12 protein-coding genes are annotated in these 16,604 nt (G+C 34.3%); 8 read left to right on the top strand and 4 right to left on the bottom strand.

The annotated features are described in order from the left end of the window. Window positions 1–103: 103 nt before the first annotated feature. Together ileS and ABWU29_RS04515 are read left to right on the top strand one after the other, a co-directional pair. Complete coding sequence (gene ileS / locus ABWU29_RS04520; RefSeq protein WP_141457155.1) at window positions 104–3,463, top strand: isoleucine--tRNA ligase; 3,360 nt, start codon at window positions 104–106, stop codon at window positions 3,461–3,463. 58 nt (window positions 3,464–3,521) lie between these two features. After that, window positions 3,522–6,176, top strand: coding sequence for a hypothetical protein (locus ABWU29_RS04515; protein WP_141457157.1), 2,655 nt, complete (start codon window positions 3,522–3,524; stop codon window positions 6,174–6,176). Here the strand turns inward: ABWU29_RS04515 and pheT are convergent. Beyond that, on the bottom strand, window positions 6,167–8,506 hold the full coding sequence (pheT, locus tag ABWU29_RS04510; RefSeq protein ID WP_141457159.1) for a phenylalanine--tRNA ligase subunit beta: 2,340 nt from the start codon (window positions 8,504–8,506) through the stop codon (window positions 6,167–6,169). The two genes, ABWU29_RS04515 and pheT, sit on opposite strands and share 10 nt — an antisense overlap. Window positions 8,507–8,618: 112 nt before the next feature. Further along, window positions 8,619–8,900: a hypothetical protein gene (locus ABWU29_RS04505; protein WP_015589038.1), complete on the bottom strand. Its 282-nt coding sequence runs from the start codon at window positions 8,898–8,900 to the stop codon at window positions 8,619–8,621. A gap of 229 nt (window positions 8,901–9,129) precedes the next feature. Here ABWU29_RS04505 and ABWU29_RS04500 point away from each other — a divergent pair, with 229 nt between their 5' ends. The 6 genes from ABWU29_RS04500 to ABWU29_RS04475 are packed head-to-tail and all read left to right on the top strand — an operon-like array spanning window position 9,130 to window position 13,715. Next, window positions 9,130–9,855 carry a F0F1 ATP synthase subunit A gene (locus ABWU29_RS04500; protein WP_015589037.1) on the top strand — a complete coding sequence of 242 codons (726 nt, stop codon included), beginning with the start codon at window positions 9,130–9,132 and terminating at the stop codon, window positions 9,853–9,855. Between the two features lie 59 nt (window positions 9,856–9,914). Next, window positions 9,915–10,142, top strand: a complete 228-nt coding sequence (locus ABWU29_RS04495; RefSeq protein WP_006014985.1) for a F0F1 ATP synthase subunit C — start codon at window positions 9,915–9,917, stop codon at window positions 10,140–10,142. 3 nt (window positions 10,143–10,145) lie between these two features. Next, the gene (locus tag ABWU29_RS04490; RefSeq protein WP_015589036.1) at window positions 10,146–10,625 is read left to right on the top strand and encodes an ATP synthase subunit B; all 480 of its coding nucleotides are present in this window, start codon (window positions 10,146–10,148) and stop codon (window positions 10,623–10,625) included. Between the two features lie 8 nt (window positions 10,626–10,633). Beyond that, window positions 10,634–11,110 carry a hypothetical protein gene (locus ABWU29_RS04485; RefSeq protein ID WP_141457161.1) on the top strand — a complete coding sequence of 159 codons (477 nt, stop codon included), beginning with the start codon at window positions 10,634–10,636 and terminating at the stop codon, window positions 11,108–11,110. 5 nt (window positions 11,111–11,115) lie between these two features. Then, the gene (locus ABWU29_RS04480; RefSeq protein WP_141457162.1) at window positions 11,116–12,705 is read left to right on the top strand and encodes a glycosyltransferase family 2 protein; all 1,590 of its coding nucleotides are present in this window, start codon (window positions 11,116–11,118) and stop codon (window positions 12,703–12,705) included. Beyond that, a complete protein-coding gene (locus tag ABWU29_RS04475; protein WP_174516784.1) occupies window positions 12,687–13,715 on the top strand; it encodes a COX15/CtaA family protein in 1,029 nt (342 codons plus the stop codon). Before ABWU29_RS04480 ends, ABWU29_RS04475 begins: the two co-directional genes overlap by 19 nt. Here the strand turns inward: ABWU29_RS04475 and ABWU29_RS04470 are convergent. Both ABWU29_RS04470 and ABWU29_RS04465 read right to left on the bottom strand, forming a co-directional pair. Beyond that, window positions 13,664–15,739, bottom strand: a complete 2,076-nt coding sequence (locus ABWU29_RS04470; RefSeq protein WP_015589032.1) for an acetyl-CoA carboxylase biotin carboxylase subunit — start codon at window positions 15,737–15,739, stop codon at window positions 13,664–13,666. The two genes, ABWU29_RS04475 and ABWU29_RS04470, sit on opposite strands and share 52 nt — an antisense overlap. 72 nt (window positions 15,740–15,811) lie before the next feature. Next, window positions 15,812–16,567: an ankyrin repeat domain-containing protein gene (locus ABWU29_RS04465; RefSeq protein WP_015589031.1), complete on the bottom strand. Its 756-nt coding sequence runs from the start codon at window positions 16,565–16,567 to the stop codon at window positions 15,812–15,814. Window positions 16,568–16,604: the final 37 nt, after the last annotated feature.

Below are 16,604 nucleotides of genomic sequence, written 5' to 3'. Positions count from 1 at the left end.
TGGAAGCTCGGCAGAATAGTTTGTTGGGGTGTGAGCTACGGAAATATTTTTGAATTTGTAATTTTTCAGAAAGCCCTATATTCTTTAGTTTTACATAGCGAACATGAAGTCAAAGCATTATCCTGATACAGTAAGTAGTCCTGATTTTTCATCGTTAGAAAAGGAAATCATAAAATTTTGGCAGGAAAACAAAGTTTTTGAGCGGTCAGTTGAAGAACGTTCCAAGGATAATTGTTTTGTCTTTTACGATGGGCCTCCGTTTGCAAATGGACTTCCGCATTATGGACATTTACTCACTGGTTTCATCAAAGACGCATTTGCAAGATATCAAACTATGCTTCAAAAAAGGGTTGAACGTAGATTTGGCTGGGATTGCCATGGATTACCGGCTGAGATGGGAGCAGAAAAGGAACTTGGAATATCTGGCAGAACTGAGGTAGAGAAGTTTGGTATTGATAAATTTAACGATCATTGCCGTACTTCTGTGATGAAATTTTCATCAGAGTGGGAGAAGTATGTAAATAGGCAAGCAAGGTGGGTAGACTTTCACAATGACTATAAGACTATGGATAAATCATTCATGGAGTCGGTCATGTGGGCATTCAAGCAGCTTTATGATAAGGGTCTGGTGTATGAATCAATGCGCGTTGTACCATATAGCTGGGCATGCGAAACTCCATTATCTAATTTCGAAACAAGGCTTGATAACGCGTATAGAGAAAAAGTTAGCAAAGCTGTAACTGTTGCATTTGAGCTTTTAGAAAACCCACAGCAATTTAAAAGTGTTAAACGAAAGTGTAAATTACTTGCTTGGACTACAACTCCTTGGACGTTGCCGAGCAACTTGGCTTTGGCGATAGGGAAAGATATTGAGTATTGTGCAGTTTCAGTTCACTCCTTGATGTCATTCCAGCGCGTGACGCTGGAATCTATTTCTGGATCCCAGTGTCGAAGCACTGGGATGACAGAAGTTAATGAAAGGAGTTCAGTGAACAGTGAAATTTATATTTTTGCTGAAAGCTACCTAGAGAAATTTATCAGCCACTCTGAACAAAACAATATTCCATATGAAAACTGCAATATAAAACTTAAAGCGAATGATCTTGCAGGTCTTCCTTATAAACCACTATTTGATTACTTTAAAGATACGAAAAATGCATTCCGCGTTTTCATCGCTGATTATGTGACAGAAGAAGATGGTACTGGCGTTGTGCATACTGCTCCTGGATTTGGTGAGGAAGATTTTTACCTTTGCCAAAGCCATGATATTCCAGTTATTTGTCCAATTGATAACAGTGGAAAATTTACTGCTGAAGTTTCAGATTTGGCAGGGGTTCATGTTTTTGATACCAATGATACAGTAATAAAAAAATTAAAAGAGCAAGGGAATTGGTTTAAAACTGAGCAATATATTCACAATTATCCACACTGCTGGAGAACTGACACTCCTTTGATCTATCGCACTATGCCTTCTTGGTATGTTGCAGTTACAAAATTCAAAAGCAGAATGGTAGAGCTAAATAAGAGAGTTAATTGGATACCAAACCACATTAGAGATGGTCAATTTGGAAAATGGCTTGAAGGGGCACACGACTGGTCAATTTCACGCAATCGATTCTGGGGTACGCCAATCCCTGTATGGAAATCAGATGATGCGAGATATCCAAGAGTAGATGTATATGGTTCAATAGAAGAACTGGAGAGAGATTTTAATGTTAAAATAGACGACTTGCACAGACCATTTATCGATACTTTAACAAGACCAAATCCTGATGATCCAACAGGAAAATCAGTTATGCGCCGTGTACCTGACGTGTTTGACTGCTGGTTTGAATCTGGCTCGATGCCATTTGCGCAAATCCACTATCCGTTTGAAAATAAGGAGTGGTTTGAATCTGCGGATTTTATCACTGAATACATAGCGCAAACCAGGGGGTGGTTTTATACGCTCTTTGTATTGTCCACTGCTTTGTTTGATAGGGAACCATTTAAGAACTGCATATGCCACGGTGTTGTTTTGGATGTAAAAGGGCAAAAATTGTCCAAACGTTTGAATAACTATGCAGATCCAATGGAGGTTTTTGATAGATACGGTTCTGATGCACTGCGTTTTCTTATGCTTTCTGGATCTATTGTTTGTGGTGGTAATTTGCTACTCGATAAAGAAGGAAACTCAATACGAGATGTTCTGAAAAACGTAATAAAACCTATTTGGAATAGCTATCACTTTTTTACCATGTATGCAAATGCAGATGGGATTAAAGCTGAAGTTTGTAAGGATTATCAAAGCACTATTGATCGTTACATGATTTCCAAGTGTTTTGAAGCTGTAGAAGGTATCCAAGCTTCTATGAACAACTATAACTCCCAAGAGGCTTGCAAAATTTTAATGAACTTTTTTGAAGTGCTAAATAATTGGTATATTCGTCGCAGTCGCGAGCGTTTTTGGAAAAGTGATTTGGATCAGGATAAAACTGATGCTTATAATGTTCTATATACGGTTTTTTATTACATACTAAGAGCTGCAGCTCCTTTGTTGCCACTTATAACAGAGAATATATGGCAAGGGCTTAAGTATGAAGAAACATCTGTTCATTTGGCTAATTTTCCACAATTAGAGAAGTTTGATAGTCAGCTCATTGCCAAGATGGATTTGGTGAGAGAGATATGCAACTCTGCACTCTCTATTAGAAACACTTTTAACATACGTATCAGACAGCCACTTGGCAGTATGATCATTTATCATCAGTCTTCCTGTAGTTTTCTTGAAGGTGAGCCGTTTTCTGTCATCCCAGAGTTCTCTCCTGTCATCCGAGTAGCTGACACTGGGATCCAGAAAGAAAAAAGTGCTGGAATGACACCAAGCATGAATGAATATCAAGAGATGATAAAAGATGAGGTAAATGTAAAAAAACTGGAGTTAGTAAACAGACTTGAAGATATTGCATCACTAGAGTTAAAGCTAAGTTTTCCGCTGCTTGGAAAGAGAATACCAGATAAAATTAAGAAACTAGTTCAATATGTCAAAGAGGGAAAATGGAAGCAAGTTGAAAATGAGCAAGTTTTTTTAGGTAATGAGTCAGAAAATTACATCATAGAAAAAGGCGAATATGAACTATTGTTAAAAGCAAATAGTGGATATTCTGCTGTGTTTGATAACAACAAAGGAGTTGTCATTCTAAATACTGAACTAAATGATGAATTAATTCTAGAAGGGTTAGCGAGAGATGTCGTGAGGCTCATTCAAGAAACCAGAAAACAAGCTGATTTTCATATATCAGATAGAATCAGAGTAATAATCAAAACAGAAGAAGAGAAAATTAAGGAAGCAATAAATACGTGGTTTGAATATATAAAAGAGCAGACCCTTGCCTTATCTTTGGACATTAATACAGAAATTGGAACTAACTTCTATTCTAAGGAATATCAGGATTTAAGTGTTGGTATTAGGTTAAATTATTAGTAGTTGAAAGTTGTCATTGTTTATGCTATACTTAGGTTACTTGAGGTAAGGTTATAATATGAATAAGGCTGTTGCAGATGATTATGAAAAAGTTGTTGATTTGAATAACAATAGTGATGATTTAGGTAAAGTAGAATCTGTTGCTACTTTGGAGGAGGAAGAAGAATTTTTTGATGCTGTGGAAGAACAAGAGCCGTTAGCTAATTTTAACGTTCCACTCAGTATATTTCATTATAAAGATTATAACTCTGATTTTTTTACTTCTTGGTATAATATATCAAGTAGAATATTTAAAGAGGTAAATCGAGCTTGCCCGGAGAAGAAAGTATTAAATTTAGCTCTATCAGTTTTAATGTTTCCTTATATAGTTTTCACTGCGTTAGGATTAGCCGTATATAATAAATTAAAAACAAATGATAAGACACAAATCAGTTCAGAGGAGAATAAAACAAAAAAAAGTGAAGTAAGTGAAAGTACAGCAAAAAGATTGGCATATGGTGTTCTTGCTGCAATAGTGATTCTTGTTAATATCGCTGTGCTTGCAGCATTACTTATTCCTGCAACACTCGCTTTGGCTACTTTTTATCTTTTAAATAAAAAATTATCTCATTTTTTGATTGCTGCTATTAAAATAAGTAATGGGTTATGTCAAAATGAACACCAAAATATTGAGGTGTCTTTTCATGAGATAGAGGCTATTGAAGCAGACATTAAGTGGAATATGGAAGTTAAGTTTCCACCGCAATTTAAACAACTAGTTAGAGATTTATACGAAGATAAAGATGGTAGTTGGTTTAATGTTGCACGTGATTCAGAACATAATACCATACTGAAATTATCAGCTAATATCCACTTAAAAAATGGTCTTAAGCCTTTACGTAATGAGATCAAGAATGTGCTTGCAACTTCTATTCAAGAATTTGCGAAGACTATGGAAGAACTGATAAAACTAGAAAAGAAAGAGATTACATATGATAAATTGAAGGAATTGTTGGACGAATTCAGGTTAAAAGTGGTAAGTAGCATAGATTTTAAGTTGACAACTCACTTAATATACAACGCCTATCAAGTTGCCTTTATACAAGCAATTAAGTTTCAGCGAGATAGACGGGGAGAAGATTTTTCGCTGGAAGATGAGATAAAAAATTCTTTAGTGAGACAGGAATTAGAGAGCCAAGGTAAGGAATTACCAAGTAGAAAAGAGATTATAATAGAAGATTTGAAAAACGCAGGAATGGAAGTAGAAGACTCAAAAGATGATGAATTTTCTGTACATGAGGCGGAATGGAAAAAGCTTATAAAGGAAGGCGAAATAGTTAAAAGGACAGTAATTGATATTTATAAAAATAAGCATCTCCAAGCAACAGAGAAAGCCTTAGGTAATGCGAAAGAAGAAATTGAACGTTTAAGAGGAATAGGTCAAACAAGGTGTAACAATATATATAAGAAATTAAAAGAAATACATGAAAACAGTAGCTTAACAAATGACACCTTAAAAAGGGGGTTAGAAGACCTTTTTAAATTCGAATATCATGATCAAGAGATTGAGCGCAGGCTGATAAAATCAGTAATGAAAAAAGTTCAAGGTAAGTTAAGTCAATCAGATATACCGGATAAGGAGAAGCAAAGCCTAAGGAAGCAGCTTGAAGATTTAGAAAAAAAAGTAAAGGTTCCATCGGATAAGGAAGCTTCAGCTAAAATAAATGACTTTATAGAAAAGATGTATTTAGAAATAAAAAAATATAAAGTGCAAAGGTTACTTCGAGAACAAAAAAAGGGTGTTTTACGTTTATGCAAGAAATTAAGAAAATATGGTGAATCAGGTCTAGCAGAAATAATTGAAGCTTTTCGCGTGCAAGATGAAGGACATTTAGAAAAATCTACATTAGAACAAACACTCAAAGATCAAAATAAGCGTTTACAAGCTGAACAAAATAACAGGGAAAAAGGGCATCCGGGTACAAGATCAATAGAAGTGCTCTTAAAAAGGAATGAAGAAATTCTGAAAGCATTAAAACAGTTAGAATTAGGCAAAAAAGAATTATTGATAAATGAAGAAACAAAAAATGATTATAAAGAAGAACTAACGTCTCGTGAAAAAATAAAATTTGCAGTAATAGAAGATGATTTACTGAAGGTATTCAAGCTTGAAACTTTTGATGAAAAAGAAATCAAGAAGTTATTAGAAAGAGCAGAACTGGAGTACTGTTTAGCAGAAAAACGCATCAAATATCCTGTAATTAAAACAAAAGATAATATCAAACATTTTAGTCAAAATTTATTGTCTCCTTTGATAGACAATTTGACAAAAAATATAATAAATAATATACCAGGAAATAGTGAAGGTTGTATACAGAAAGTTAAGAACTGGAGTAAAGTTATGTTTGGTGCAATAAAGATTGGAGCATCAAATGCTTATAAAGAGACTACAGAGAGAAAAGCGTTAAATGTGGCACATAATACTTATAAAGAAGGAGAGACATTTCTTCAATGTTTTCAGTCAAATTATGAAGGTATTGGAGCCTTTTTAGGTAATTTATTTTCTGATGATGGGGTAACATTTAAAAATGATGTGTGGCCTAAAATAGAAGAGCATTTGCATGGAATGTGGGATAGATTTTTCAAGGATATTGAATTCAATATTGGAAATAAATTGGATGAAGTAAGTGTGACACAGCAACGGCAGGAAACTATGATTGTGACTCAACGATAAGTTCTCAAAGTTCCTCCGGTATTTTCACATACTAAATTAACTATAGCACTTGATTCTTTTTGGATCTCTTTTTCAGTTAAAGTGTGGATTGGAGAGCAAAAAGTAACTGACAACGCTATAGACATCTTATTCGGTTCTATATTATTTCCATGGTATACATCGAATATCAAAACTTCTGTGATGAGCTCTGAGCTTTTTTTTATCACATTGATTATGTTACCTACTTCCACATCCTTATTTACTATAAATGCAAAATCACGTTTTACACTTTGGTATTTATAATCGATAAATTTCTTTCTACTTACAGGTAAATTTTCAATATTTTCTAGTATTACCTCAAAACCTACAACTTTTTGCTTGATATCAAAAAGATCTAATATATTAGGATGCAACTCTCCAAAATAACCTGCTACTTTATTCTTAAAAGAGAGAGTGCCTGACTTTCCTGGGTGGTAATGTTCTTTTTCTGCTTTCTCTATCGTTAAATTATCACAATTAACGTTAAAAAACTCCAAAGCTGCTATGCAATCAGCCTTTGCGTCAAAAACATCTACTTTCCTATCAGTATTATAATGGTTTCGCGGTAAATTATTTCCTGACCTAATTCCACTTAAAACATACTTAGACTGAGCTTCACCATCGTAAATCGGCCCGATTTCGAAGATTGCAAGATCAGATATTCCATGGGCAATATTATCAGCAGTAACTTGCAATAAATTTGGCATAATACTTGGTCTCATTATATTAAAGCTATTGTTAAACGGATTATCGATGATAAATAACTTATTCGAGTAACCAAATTTTTCAGCTGTTGATTCACTCATAAACGACCAGGTTAGCACTTCATGAAACCCTCTGTTTGTCATCAAAATACGCAAATTGTCGTATGTACTATCTACTTCTTCAACATTATTTGGTAGTGGTTCTTCTTTTATTTTGTCATAGCCGTATATCCTTGTTACTTCTTCGATTAGGTCAGCCGGTATTGTCACGTCCGGTCTCCAGCTTGGTACTTGTACATTCCAATTGCCTTCGGTTTTTTTATCAATACTAAACCCTAGTTTCGTTAAGATATCAAGCACCTCATCAGGCGATACAGACACACTTCCAAACTTGTTCACATCCTGATAATCAAAGCTCACCTTGGTGTCAGCACTATCTAAACTGCCAGCAGACACTACGCTTGAGGTTTCTCCACCACATAAGTCCAGAATCATTTTAGCTGCAAGGTTGAGTCCATCAAAAGTAAATCCAGGATCAACTGAACGTGCAAATCTGTAACTAGCGTCTGTGGAGATGCCGAGCTGCCTTGAAGATTTAGTAATAGAGATGGGATCGAACCAAGCAGACTCTAAAAAGATATCAGTAGTTTCAAGAGTACATTCACTGCACTTACCACCTATAATTCCAGCAATTCCATGAATATTTTTATCACCTGCAATAACGCTTATGTCTTTGTTTAATAAGTATTCTTTACCGTTCAAACCAGCAAATTTTTCTCCGTCGTTTGCTTTGCGTACTGTGAGCTCTCCTTCTATTTTTTTTGCATCATACGCGTGCATTGGGCGGCTGAAAGATATCATAATATAGTTCGTGATATCAACTATTGCAGAAATGGAGCGCATTCCTATCGATTCCAGCCTATCTTTTAACCATTTTGGGCTTTCTTGATTTTTTACATTGGCGATGTATATTCCACTAATAAAACTTTCCCCGTCAGTAACTTCAACATCGATTGGTGAATTTATGGAGCTGGTAAGTTGTGGAATGCTTAAAGTCTTTAATGTCCCAATTCCAGTTGCAGCAAGGTCGCGAGCTATTCCATAAATGCCTAAGCAATCTCCACGATTTGGAGTAACATTTATATCAATTACAGGGTCACAATTGAAAAATTTATCCCCTACTTTATAATCATCGGAAAGCTCGATTATTCCTTCACTTTTCTCTTGAACCAGCGCAAGTTCAGAAGCAGAGCAGAGCATCCCTTCACTTAGCATTCCTCGTATTTTTGTGGACTTAATTGTGAGATCACTTTCTGGCAACGTGCTACCAAGAGATGCAAGTACAGTTTTCATACCTTCTCTAACATTGTTTGCTCCACAGACTATTTGTAGAATTTTACTTCCATCATTTACTTTACATAATTTTAATTTATCAGCATTTGGATGAGGTACGACTTCTAATACCTCTGCAACGATAAACCCAGTCAATCTGGAATTATCGATCACATCTTCTACTTCTAACCCTATGTGAGTTAATTTATCGGTAATTTCTTCTAAACTAGCATTGGTTTCTAAATACTCCAGTAACCAAGATAACGTGAATTTCATCGATCTAACAAGAAATAAAAAAGTTATTGTAATATAAAATGTAGTGCTTTTAAAGCTTGTTGTAGTGGAATACTTCTACATCATAAACAATGATGTAGAAGCTTTTGTAACTTTATATCTTCTTGCGAAGAGAAAGAATTTTTTCTATGTCACCTTTTAAATCTATCTCCGGAAAGAATTTAAGACTTCCATAATCCCAGGCATCCTCATCAATGTTACCATCAAAAACGAAGTGTTTTATTGCATTATGGCTTTCATCTAGTACGTTGAGTCCTATGTAATAATCGCGAGTATCTTCGTCAAGGAAACAATCTACAAATTCGATGTATCCGTTACCAAATTCCTGCTCCAAATTTAAAAGATGATTAATGTTAATAAAATCTATTTCGTTCATTATATACCTCACTAAAAATTAAATTATAATCAAAATAAGATATTAAGTCAAGATATTGAATAATTTAACAAGATTAGTAAATTTTAAAATACAGAGCTGACTGTAATTAACATTCTAATTACATATTTTGTTAATATGTTAATGTTATAATAATACAGAGCCTTATCTTAATTCTTGACTTTGTCCTATAAAATTCATACTTTATTTACTGTTTATAATTCAGATTAAAATGGCACTAAATCCACTGGAACAGTTTAAGGTATATACAATAATAGAGTTACCTAGGTTATTTGGGTATGACGTAAGCTTTACCAATTCATCTTTTTTCACGATGATTTCGGTGATATTGATGATACTCTTTTTGCTTTTTGGAATAAAGAAGGGGTCAGTAATACCAGGATATTTGCAAGCTGCAGTTGAGTATGTATATGATTTTGTTATTTCAATAATAGAAAATAACACTGGAAGCAAAGGCTTGCAGCACATTCCATTGATATTCACAGTATTTATTTTCATTTTATCGTGTAATTTAGTTGGTGTTCTTCCTTATAGTTTCACGGTCACAAGTCATGTGATAGTCACCTTCGCTTTATCGATGGTGGTTTTTATTTATATAACGATTGTTGGATTTAAAGAAAGGGGAGTAGAATTTTTACGCATATTGCTACCAAAAGGAACTCCTTCGTGGCTTGCACCTATAATAATTATTATTAAGTTGTTTGCTTATTTAGTAAGACCGATTAGCCTATCAATAAGGCTTGCAGCAAATATGATTGCTGGTCATACAATCATCAAAGTGATAGCAGGGTTTATTGTAAATATGAACATATTTTTCACTCCTGCGCCGTTTTTGTTCATAATTGCATTGATAGGATTTGAAGTATTTGTTGCAATTTTACAAGCTTATATATTTACTATATTAACATGTGTATATTTGTCAGATGCAGTAAAGTAATTGACTTCCTTGTAGAATATTTTACAATTATATTATAAAGAAATAATTAAAGGTAATATATGGATTTAGTAGCTTTAAAATTTATAGCAATTGGTTTAGCTGTGTTTGGAATGCTCGGCGCTGGTTTAGGTATAGCTAATATCTTCTCTGCTATGTTAAATGGGATTGCGAGGAACCCTGAATCAGAAGGTAAAATGAAAAGTTACGTTTATATTGGTGCTGCCATGGTTGAAATCATGGGATTGCTTGCGTTTGTACTTGCAATGTTATTAATATTTGCTGCTTAACAGATGCCACAGCTTGATGTTTCAACCTTCTTTTCTCAAGTTTTTTGGTTTTTAATTTTTTTCTCTTCACTTTTTTTCGTAGTAAGTTGTTTATTTTTGCCAAAGTTAGATGAAATAATAAGCACTAGAAGTAAAGAAGTATTGGATTCTTTTAATAGTTCTGTTCATCTTTTAAGACTCACGGAAGATCAGGTTGCCAAGTATAACGCAGCTTTAACCCAAGCTAGAATACAGGCAAAAAAAATCATAGATGATGCACTTGCTCAGGTAGAAGAAATGAGAGCTAATGTAAAGAATATATTAGAAGAGGAAGACAAAAAAAAGAGCAAGCTTATTGAAGAAAAAGTGGCAGAATTTAAATCTGAATATACTGATCAGTTAAAACAAATGGCTACTAGTATTGCTTTAATTTATTATACTAAATTGACCAATTCTGAAATTGAAGAGGAGTTTGTTGCTGATTTGGTGTCCAAAGAATTTTAGGGGTTTTTATGTCTACATCACTGATTATCGGTCTTGCCTTTTTGGTAATTTTTGTCCTTTCGTATAAATTGCTGAAGAAAGTGATAAAAAATGCGCTTAACAATAAGCGTAACAAAAGCAAATTTTCAAGTGAAGAAACTGAAAAATTCAGGAAAGATATGTTGGAGTATTACAAAAAATCTTCTGAAAAATACAAAAAATTAGATGCAGAAGTTAATGAAATGATGAATGAAGCACTTGATAAAGCTAATAGTATCATTAAGCACAATAGACAGCAGCTAGATCAGACATTAGATGACAATGCCCATTCTAACTTGAAGAAAGTCACTGACCAAGTTGAAAAAGCTCTTGGAGATTTACAGGCTAACACAGCGAGTATAGCTGCTGATGCTGTAAAAAAAATAATGCATGAACGTAAAGATGATAAGCGTAGTAGCGAGGTCATATCTTCATTTTCACGTGACTTAAATAAAAAATTGCATTAGGTTTAATGCCTATACTTCAAGCTGATAATGTAGAAAAAATTAAGTTTGATTCTAGTTTATGCAAAGAGCAAGAGAAACTTTTTTACTATAAATTTAATATAATTCCTTGGCAAAAATTAAATGATACTACTTTTTTTATGGTTGAAGACACAAGTCTAGATATCACCCGTTGGGTCGAAACTCATTACGGTATTGACTATGTATTAATAAAAGTGGATAGCGAACAGATTTTAAATCTTCTTAACTCGCACTTTGGTATTTCAGAATTTGCAAGCAACTACTTATATTACAAGAATCCTAATTTTTCAGCCAAAAGCATTAAACTAAGCTCAATATTTTTTGCTTCTTTCTTTATTGTAACTTCAATTTTAACACTCACAGAGAAATGTACATATTTTGCTTTGATGTTGATATTTATAATCGGATGTTCTAGTTATTTATTCAAGTTTATAGCTACAGTTTTTAGCTTATGTGAAATCTCTAATCAAAAAGTGGATTATAGTAAGTTGAATGAACCTATATATACTATTTTACTGCCTGTATTTGAAGAAAGTGCAGTAATAGGGCAATTAATTGAAAGCGTTAAAAGTTTGGATTATCCAAAGTCGAAATTAGATGTAAAGCTTCTGGTAGAAAGTGATGACCAGGAAACGCTAGCAGCTATAGAAAAGTACACTTTACCACAGTATTTTGAAGTAATAAAAGTGCCTCATTCTTTGCCTAGAACAAAAGCCAAGTCATGCAATTATGCTATGAGCTTTGCTAGAGGAAAGTATGCAGTAATATATGATGCGGACGATAAACCAGACCCATTGCAGTTAAAAAAAGCACTGATTGAATTTAATAAGGGCGACGATAAGCTTGCCTGTGTACAGGCGAAATTAAATTACTATAATTGTGATTATAATTTTCTCACAAAATCCTTTTCTCTGGAGTATATGAACTGGTTTCAATACTTATTGCCTGGATTCCAAAAAATGAACATGCCGATGCCTTTGGGTGGTAGCAGTAATCATTTTTCAGTAAAAATTCTAAAAAAAGTGTTTTTCTGGGATGCTTATAGTGTTACCGAAGATGCTGACCTCGGTTTGAGACTTGCGCAAATGGGATATAAAACCAGGATGATTGACTCAGAAACATTGGAAGAGTCACCAATTGCTGTATTTGCTTGGATTAAGCAAAGAGCGCGCTGGATCAAAGGCTATATGCAAACTTATATTGTTCATTTAAAAAATATAAAGTCACTTTATAAACACACTGGATTTAAGGGAATTTTGCTATTGAATCTTTTTGTTGGCTCTGCAGCTTTTATATTTTTTACTACTCCATTTTTACTGCTTTCATTGATATTAACTAAAGTTTTAAATGAATTATTTTTGTACTACTTTGTAGTGGTATACGTTACTAACCTGATTCTTTTGGTAATAGCTGTCAAACAGCAAAAGATGCCTTTTTATTTTTATATAGTATCGATATTTTTTCCGGTCTATAGTCTGCTACATAGTGTTGCAGCTTTTCTTGCCTTGTGGGAGTTTATTCTTTACCCTGAGCGATGGAACAAAACTAAACATGGTTTATGGAAGCAAAACCTGTAGCCATTTGGCTTTTTCTCTGCTGTATTATGGTAATTCTTATGGTAGGAATTGGTGGATTTACCAGACTTACAAGAGCGGGATTGTCAATCACGGAGTGGAAACCTATTACTGGAACATTACCACCACTGAGTAAACAAGACTGGCTACAAGAAAAATTAAAATACGAAGCTACACCTGAATATAAAGCACTTAACTATGGTATTAGTATGGAGGAGTTTCGCGCTATATACTTAATAGAATATGTACACAGATTGGTGGCAAGACTAACAGGTTTAGTTTTTGTCCTGCCATTTATATATTTTACATTAAGAAGAAAAATATCTAAAAAGGTAGTAATAAAGCTATTTGTGGCATTATTATTTGGAGCTTTACAAGCTTTTGCTGGTTGGTATATGGTTAAAAGTGGTTTAGTAACTGAACCTCATGTTAGCCACTATAGGCTTGCACTTCACTTATTATTAGCATTAATTATCTTTGCATTATTGTCATATCAATTTTTTGATTATCAGATAAGGCCACAACAAACAAAACTTAAGGTTAGTGGTAACACTATATACTACGCAAGGATGATTTTGGTCCTAATTGTAATACAAATAATTTTCGGCGCATTTGTTGCGGGATTAAATGCTGGTTTGATTTACAATACCTTTCCACTAATGGACGGACAAGTCGTTCCAGAAGATTTATTTTTCTTACAGCCTATATGGCTGAATATCTTTGAGAACAGAGCGACAGTGCAATTTATACATCGAGCACTGGCATTGCTAATACTAACTTTGGTAGTAATACTCACAGTAAAAAATGCTAGCGTAAAACCGGTATATATTATGCTGCTCTCCATCATCATTCAGATAATTTTAGGAGTGGTTACTCTTTTGTTACACATACCAATAGCCATTGCCATAGCTCATCAAGTGTTTTCATTTATCTTGTTTGGGTCAAGTTTGTACTTCTTGTGTTATTTAAGAAAGCAGACTACATCACCAATCTGCACATTTTTTCCTTCTTGAACGGGAATATTTTTTATCACCATTGCTGCTTCAGCACATATGATATTTTCCATTTTCATTGCCTCCACCACAAATAAAGGTTGTCCTATTTCCACCTGATCTCCTACATTTACGTGCAACTTAACTAATAAGCCAGATATTGGGGATTTTACAGCATCTGCTGAAATCCCTTCTGTTTCATTATTTAGCATTAACCTACTTAATTCAGCTACATGAGGCTTAAATATACAACACTCAGCTTTCATGCCTGCATGTCTTATGAAGTACTTGCTGCCTTGTCTTTCTATTTTAAGTGCTATATTGGTATCGTCATTAATTGTGATATATAGCAATCTATAACTTGATTTCCACTTGCCTATAACGGAGTATTTATTGTGATTATATACCGTTATTAATATATTATCTTGGTATTTTGCATTTACGGAGTACTCATTGTCATTTATATTCACTATGAATAAATCTCTTGCACGGTCACCTGCCATCCGAGTAGCTGATACTGGTGCCCCTTCTTTTTTACTAGATTCCAGTGTCACGCACTGGAATGACACCTGAGATGTTTCATTCACTGCTTTATGATGGTACCTTTCTTCATTTTCCAAATGAACATATAACGCAGTGAAAATAAATATTTTAATATACTCCTCTGTAACAAAATCGCCGTGAAACCCACTAGGGTAATGATCTGGAATAAATCTCGTATGGAGCTTTGCTGCGATAAAATTTGGGTGATGGAAGATGGATTCTAGAAATTCTATATTATTTGTTACTCCTTCTATATAGCATTCAGACAATGCTTTTTGCATTCTGCTGATCGCTTCTACTCTATCTTTTCCATATGTTATCACTTTGGCAATCATCGAATCATAGAACATGCTAATTTCTGAACCTGCAGCAACTCCATCATCTATTCTTACATAATCATTTTCACCCGGTTTATCGTAATATTTTATTCTTCCGCTGGAAGGGAAAAATTTCTTCGATGGGTCTTCAGCGCAAATTCTACTTTCTATTGCAGAACCAGTAAGTTTAATATCATCCTGATTGAATCTCAATTTCTCTCCACAGGAAGTTCTAATCATTTCTTCTACTATGTCTATTCCAGTTATAAATTCTGTTACTGGATGCTCAACTTGCAATCTCGTATTTACCTCAAGAAAATAGAAGTTTTGGTCTTTATCTACAACAAACTCAACAGTGCCTGCTGAAAAATAGCCAACTTGCTTTGCCAGAGAAACACATTGAACATACATTTTTTGTCTTACTTCTTCACTAATGAATGGACTTGGCGTTTCTTCTATTATTTTCTGATTATTCCTTTGTATCGAGCATTCTCTTTCTCCAAGACAAACTATATTGCCATATTTATCTGCTATGATTTGTATTTCAATATGTCTTGGCAACTCTATATATTTCTCTATAAAGATACTGCCATCCTTAAAACTTTTCTCTGCTTCATTTGTGGCTGATGTAAATGCTAGTTCAATTTCTTTTTTGGAGTTTACAATTCGCATTCCTTTGCCACCACCGCCTGATGCAGCTTTAAGCATAACCGGAAAGCCAATTTCTTCAGCAACTTGAGCTGCGTGGGCAGCGTCGCTAATCTTACCCATATATCCTGGCACTACATTCACTCCAGCTTTTTTTGCCGCTTCTTTTGCTGTTATTTTGTTGGCTGTAACTTCTATTGTTTCTGCACTGGGGCCGATGAAGTCTATATTGTGTTTTTGCAAAGCACGTGGAAAATCTGGATTTTCTGCTAAAAAACCATAGCCAGGATGAACTGCCTGCGCACCTGTTTCAACTGCTACTTCACATATTTTTTCAATGTTTAAATAACTGAGGCAAGATGGCGAAGGGCCGATATATCTTGACTCATCTGCTTGTCTTACATGCACAGAATTTACATCTGCATCCGAGTATATGCACACACAAGATATACCCATCTTATGGGCAGTTCTGATAATCCTGCAGGCAATCTCTCCTCTATTTGCTATTAAAATCTTACTGTACTTCTTTTCTATCATCGTATGAGTATACTTTCTGAAGTTAAGAAAGTAAATTTCTATATCATTGCCTGCAAGTAATTTCTAGCTTCATCAAACACCCAAACTTTCTCCTGCAAGTTGTACATTAGCATTTTCCACTAAAGTGCTTTCGTTATGCAAGGCATGTATCTCGCTACATGCTTTAACTGACAGGTATGTGACTCCGCCAGAAGCTATTGCAACCATCGAGCTTAGTGCAAAAGATTGAGAAACTAAAAATAAAAAGTATAAAGACAAACATAAAGCAGCGATACATGCTATCGCTCCTATTATATATAAGCACAGGTGAAACTTCTGGTTACATATAAAGCTGTCTTTTATGCCTGCGATTTGCTTAATTTCTTTCTGTTGTGCAGCATTTAAGTAATAAAGAGGAGTTTCCCTCTTCTTATTAAAAGCATAGTCTTTACTGCAGAGCGCATCTTTAATATATTTTTTATTACATTTGAGTTCCTCTTTCAATCTGCTTACTTCTTTCCGATCTCCAGCTTCTTCTGCTTTCGTAATTTTGTTATCAGCTTCCGTCTCTAAGTCATTCACAATCTCTTGTACTGCAGGCAGCAAAATTCCACTTCTTGCTGCTTCATGAAATGGATTATCTCCATATTCATTATGCGCAGTTACAGAAGCAATGTTCTTCTTACAAATGTCTACAAATTTACCTTTGTTTTGTATTCTTGCAGCTAAATGCAGGAGGTTATCTGCCTGTACTCTTTGTTTTGTTTTATCAAAAGGGCCGGTGTAACGCCAATTGATATTAGCTTCATTATCTGAAAGCAATTTTGCTATATCTACAAGTCCATCCATAACTCACCTCGCTATATTCAACCAGTACTAAATTATA

This window comes from Wolbachia endosymbiont (group A) of Phasia obesa, from assembly GCF_964028125.1.
In the GTDB taxonomy this organism is placed as follows: domain Bacteria; phylum Pseudomonadota; class Alphaproteobacteria; order Rickettsiales; family Anaplasmataceae; genus Wolbachia; species Wolbachia pipientis.
The sequence above is the reverse complement of the archived record's forward strand: the minus strand, read 5'-3'. Positions and strand labels throughout refer to the sequence as shown.

Bases quoted from the DNA above. Each gene is read 5' to 3' on its own strand.
- ABWU29_RS04490 (WP_015589036.1), top strand. From the start codon at position 10,146: ATGCCACAGCTTGATGTTTCAACCTTCTTTTCTCAAGTTTTTTGGTTT.
- ABWU29_RS04515 (WP_141457157.1), top strand. From the start codon at position 3,522: ATGAATAAGGCTGTTGCAGATGATTATGAAAAAGTTGTTGATTTGAAT.
- ABWU29_RS04500 (WP_015589037.1), top strand. From the start codon at position 9,130: ATGGCACTAAATCCACTGGAACAGTTTAAGGTATATACAATAATAGAG.
- ABWU29_RS04465 (WP_015589031.1), bottom strand. From the start codon at position 16,567: ATGGATGGACTTGTAGATATAGCAAAATTGCTTTCAGATAATGAAGCT.
- ABWU29_RS04475 (WP_174516784.1), top strand. From the start codon at position 12,687: ATGGAAGCAAAACCTGTAGCCATTTGGCTTTTTCTCTGCTGTATTATG.
- pheT (WP_141457159.1), bottom strand. From the start codon at position 8,506: ATGAAATTCACGTTATCTTGGTTACTGGAGTATTTAGAAACCAATGCT.
- ABWU29_RS04505 (WP_015589038.1), bottom strand. From the start codon at position 8,900: ATGAACGAAATAGATTTTATTAACATTAATCATCTTTTAAATTTGGAG.
- ABWU29_RS04495 (WP_006014985.1), top strand. From the start codon at position 9,915: ATGGATTTAGTAGCTTTAAAATTTATAGCAATTGGTTTAGCTGTGTTT.
- ABWU29_RS04480 (WP_141457162.1), top strand. From the start codon at position 11,116: ATGCCTATACTTCAAGCTGATAATGTAGAAAAAATTAAGTTTGATTCT.
- ABWU29_RS04485 (WP_141457161.1), top strand. From the start codon at position 10,634: ATGTCTACATCACTGATTATCGGTCTTGCCTTTTTGGTAATTTTTGTC.
- ileS (WP_141457155.1), top strand. From the start codon at position 104: ATGAAGTCAAAGCATTATCCTGATACAGTAAGTAGTCCTGATTTTTCA.
- ABWU29_RS04470 (WP_015589032.1), bottom strand. From the start codon at position 15,739: ATGATAGAAAAGAAGTACAGTAAGATTTTAATAGCAAATAGAGGAGAG.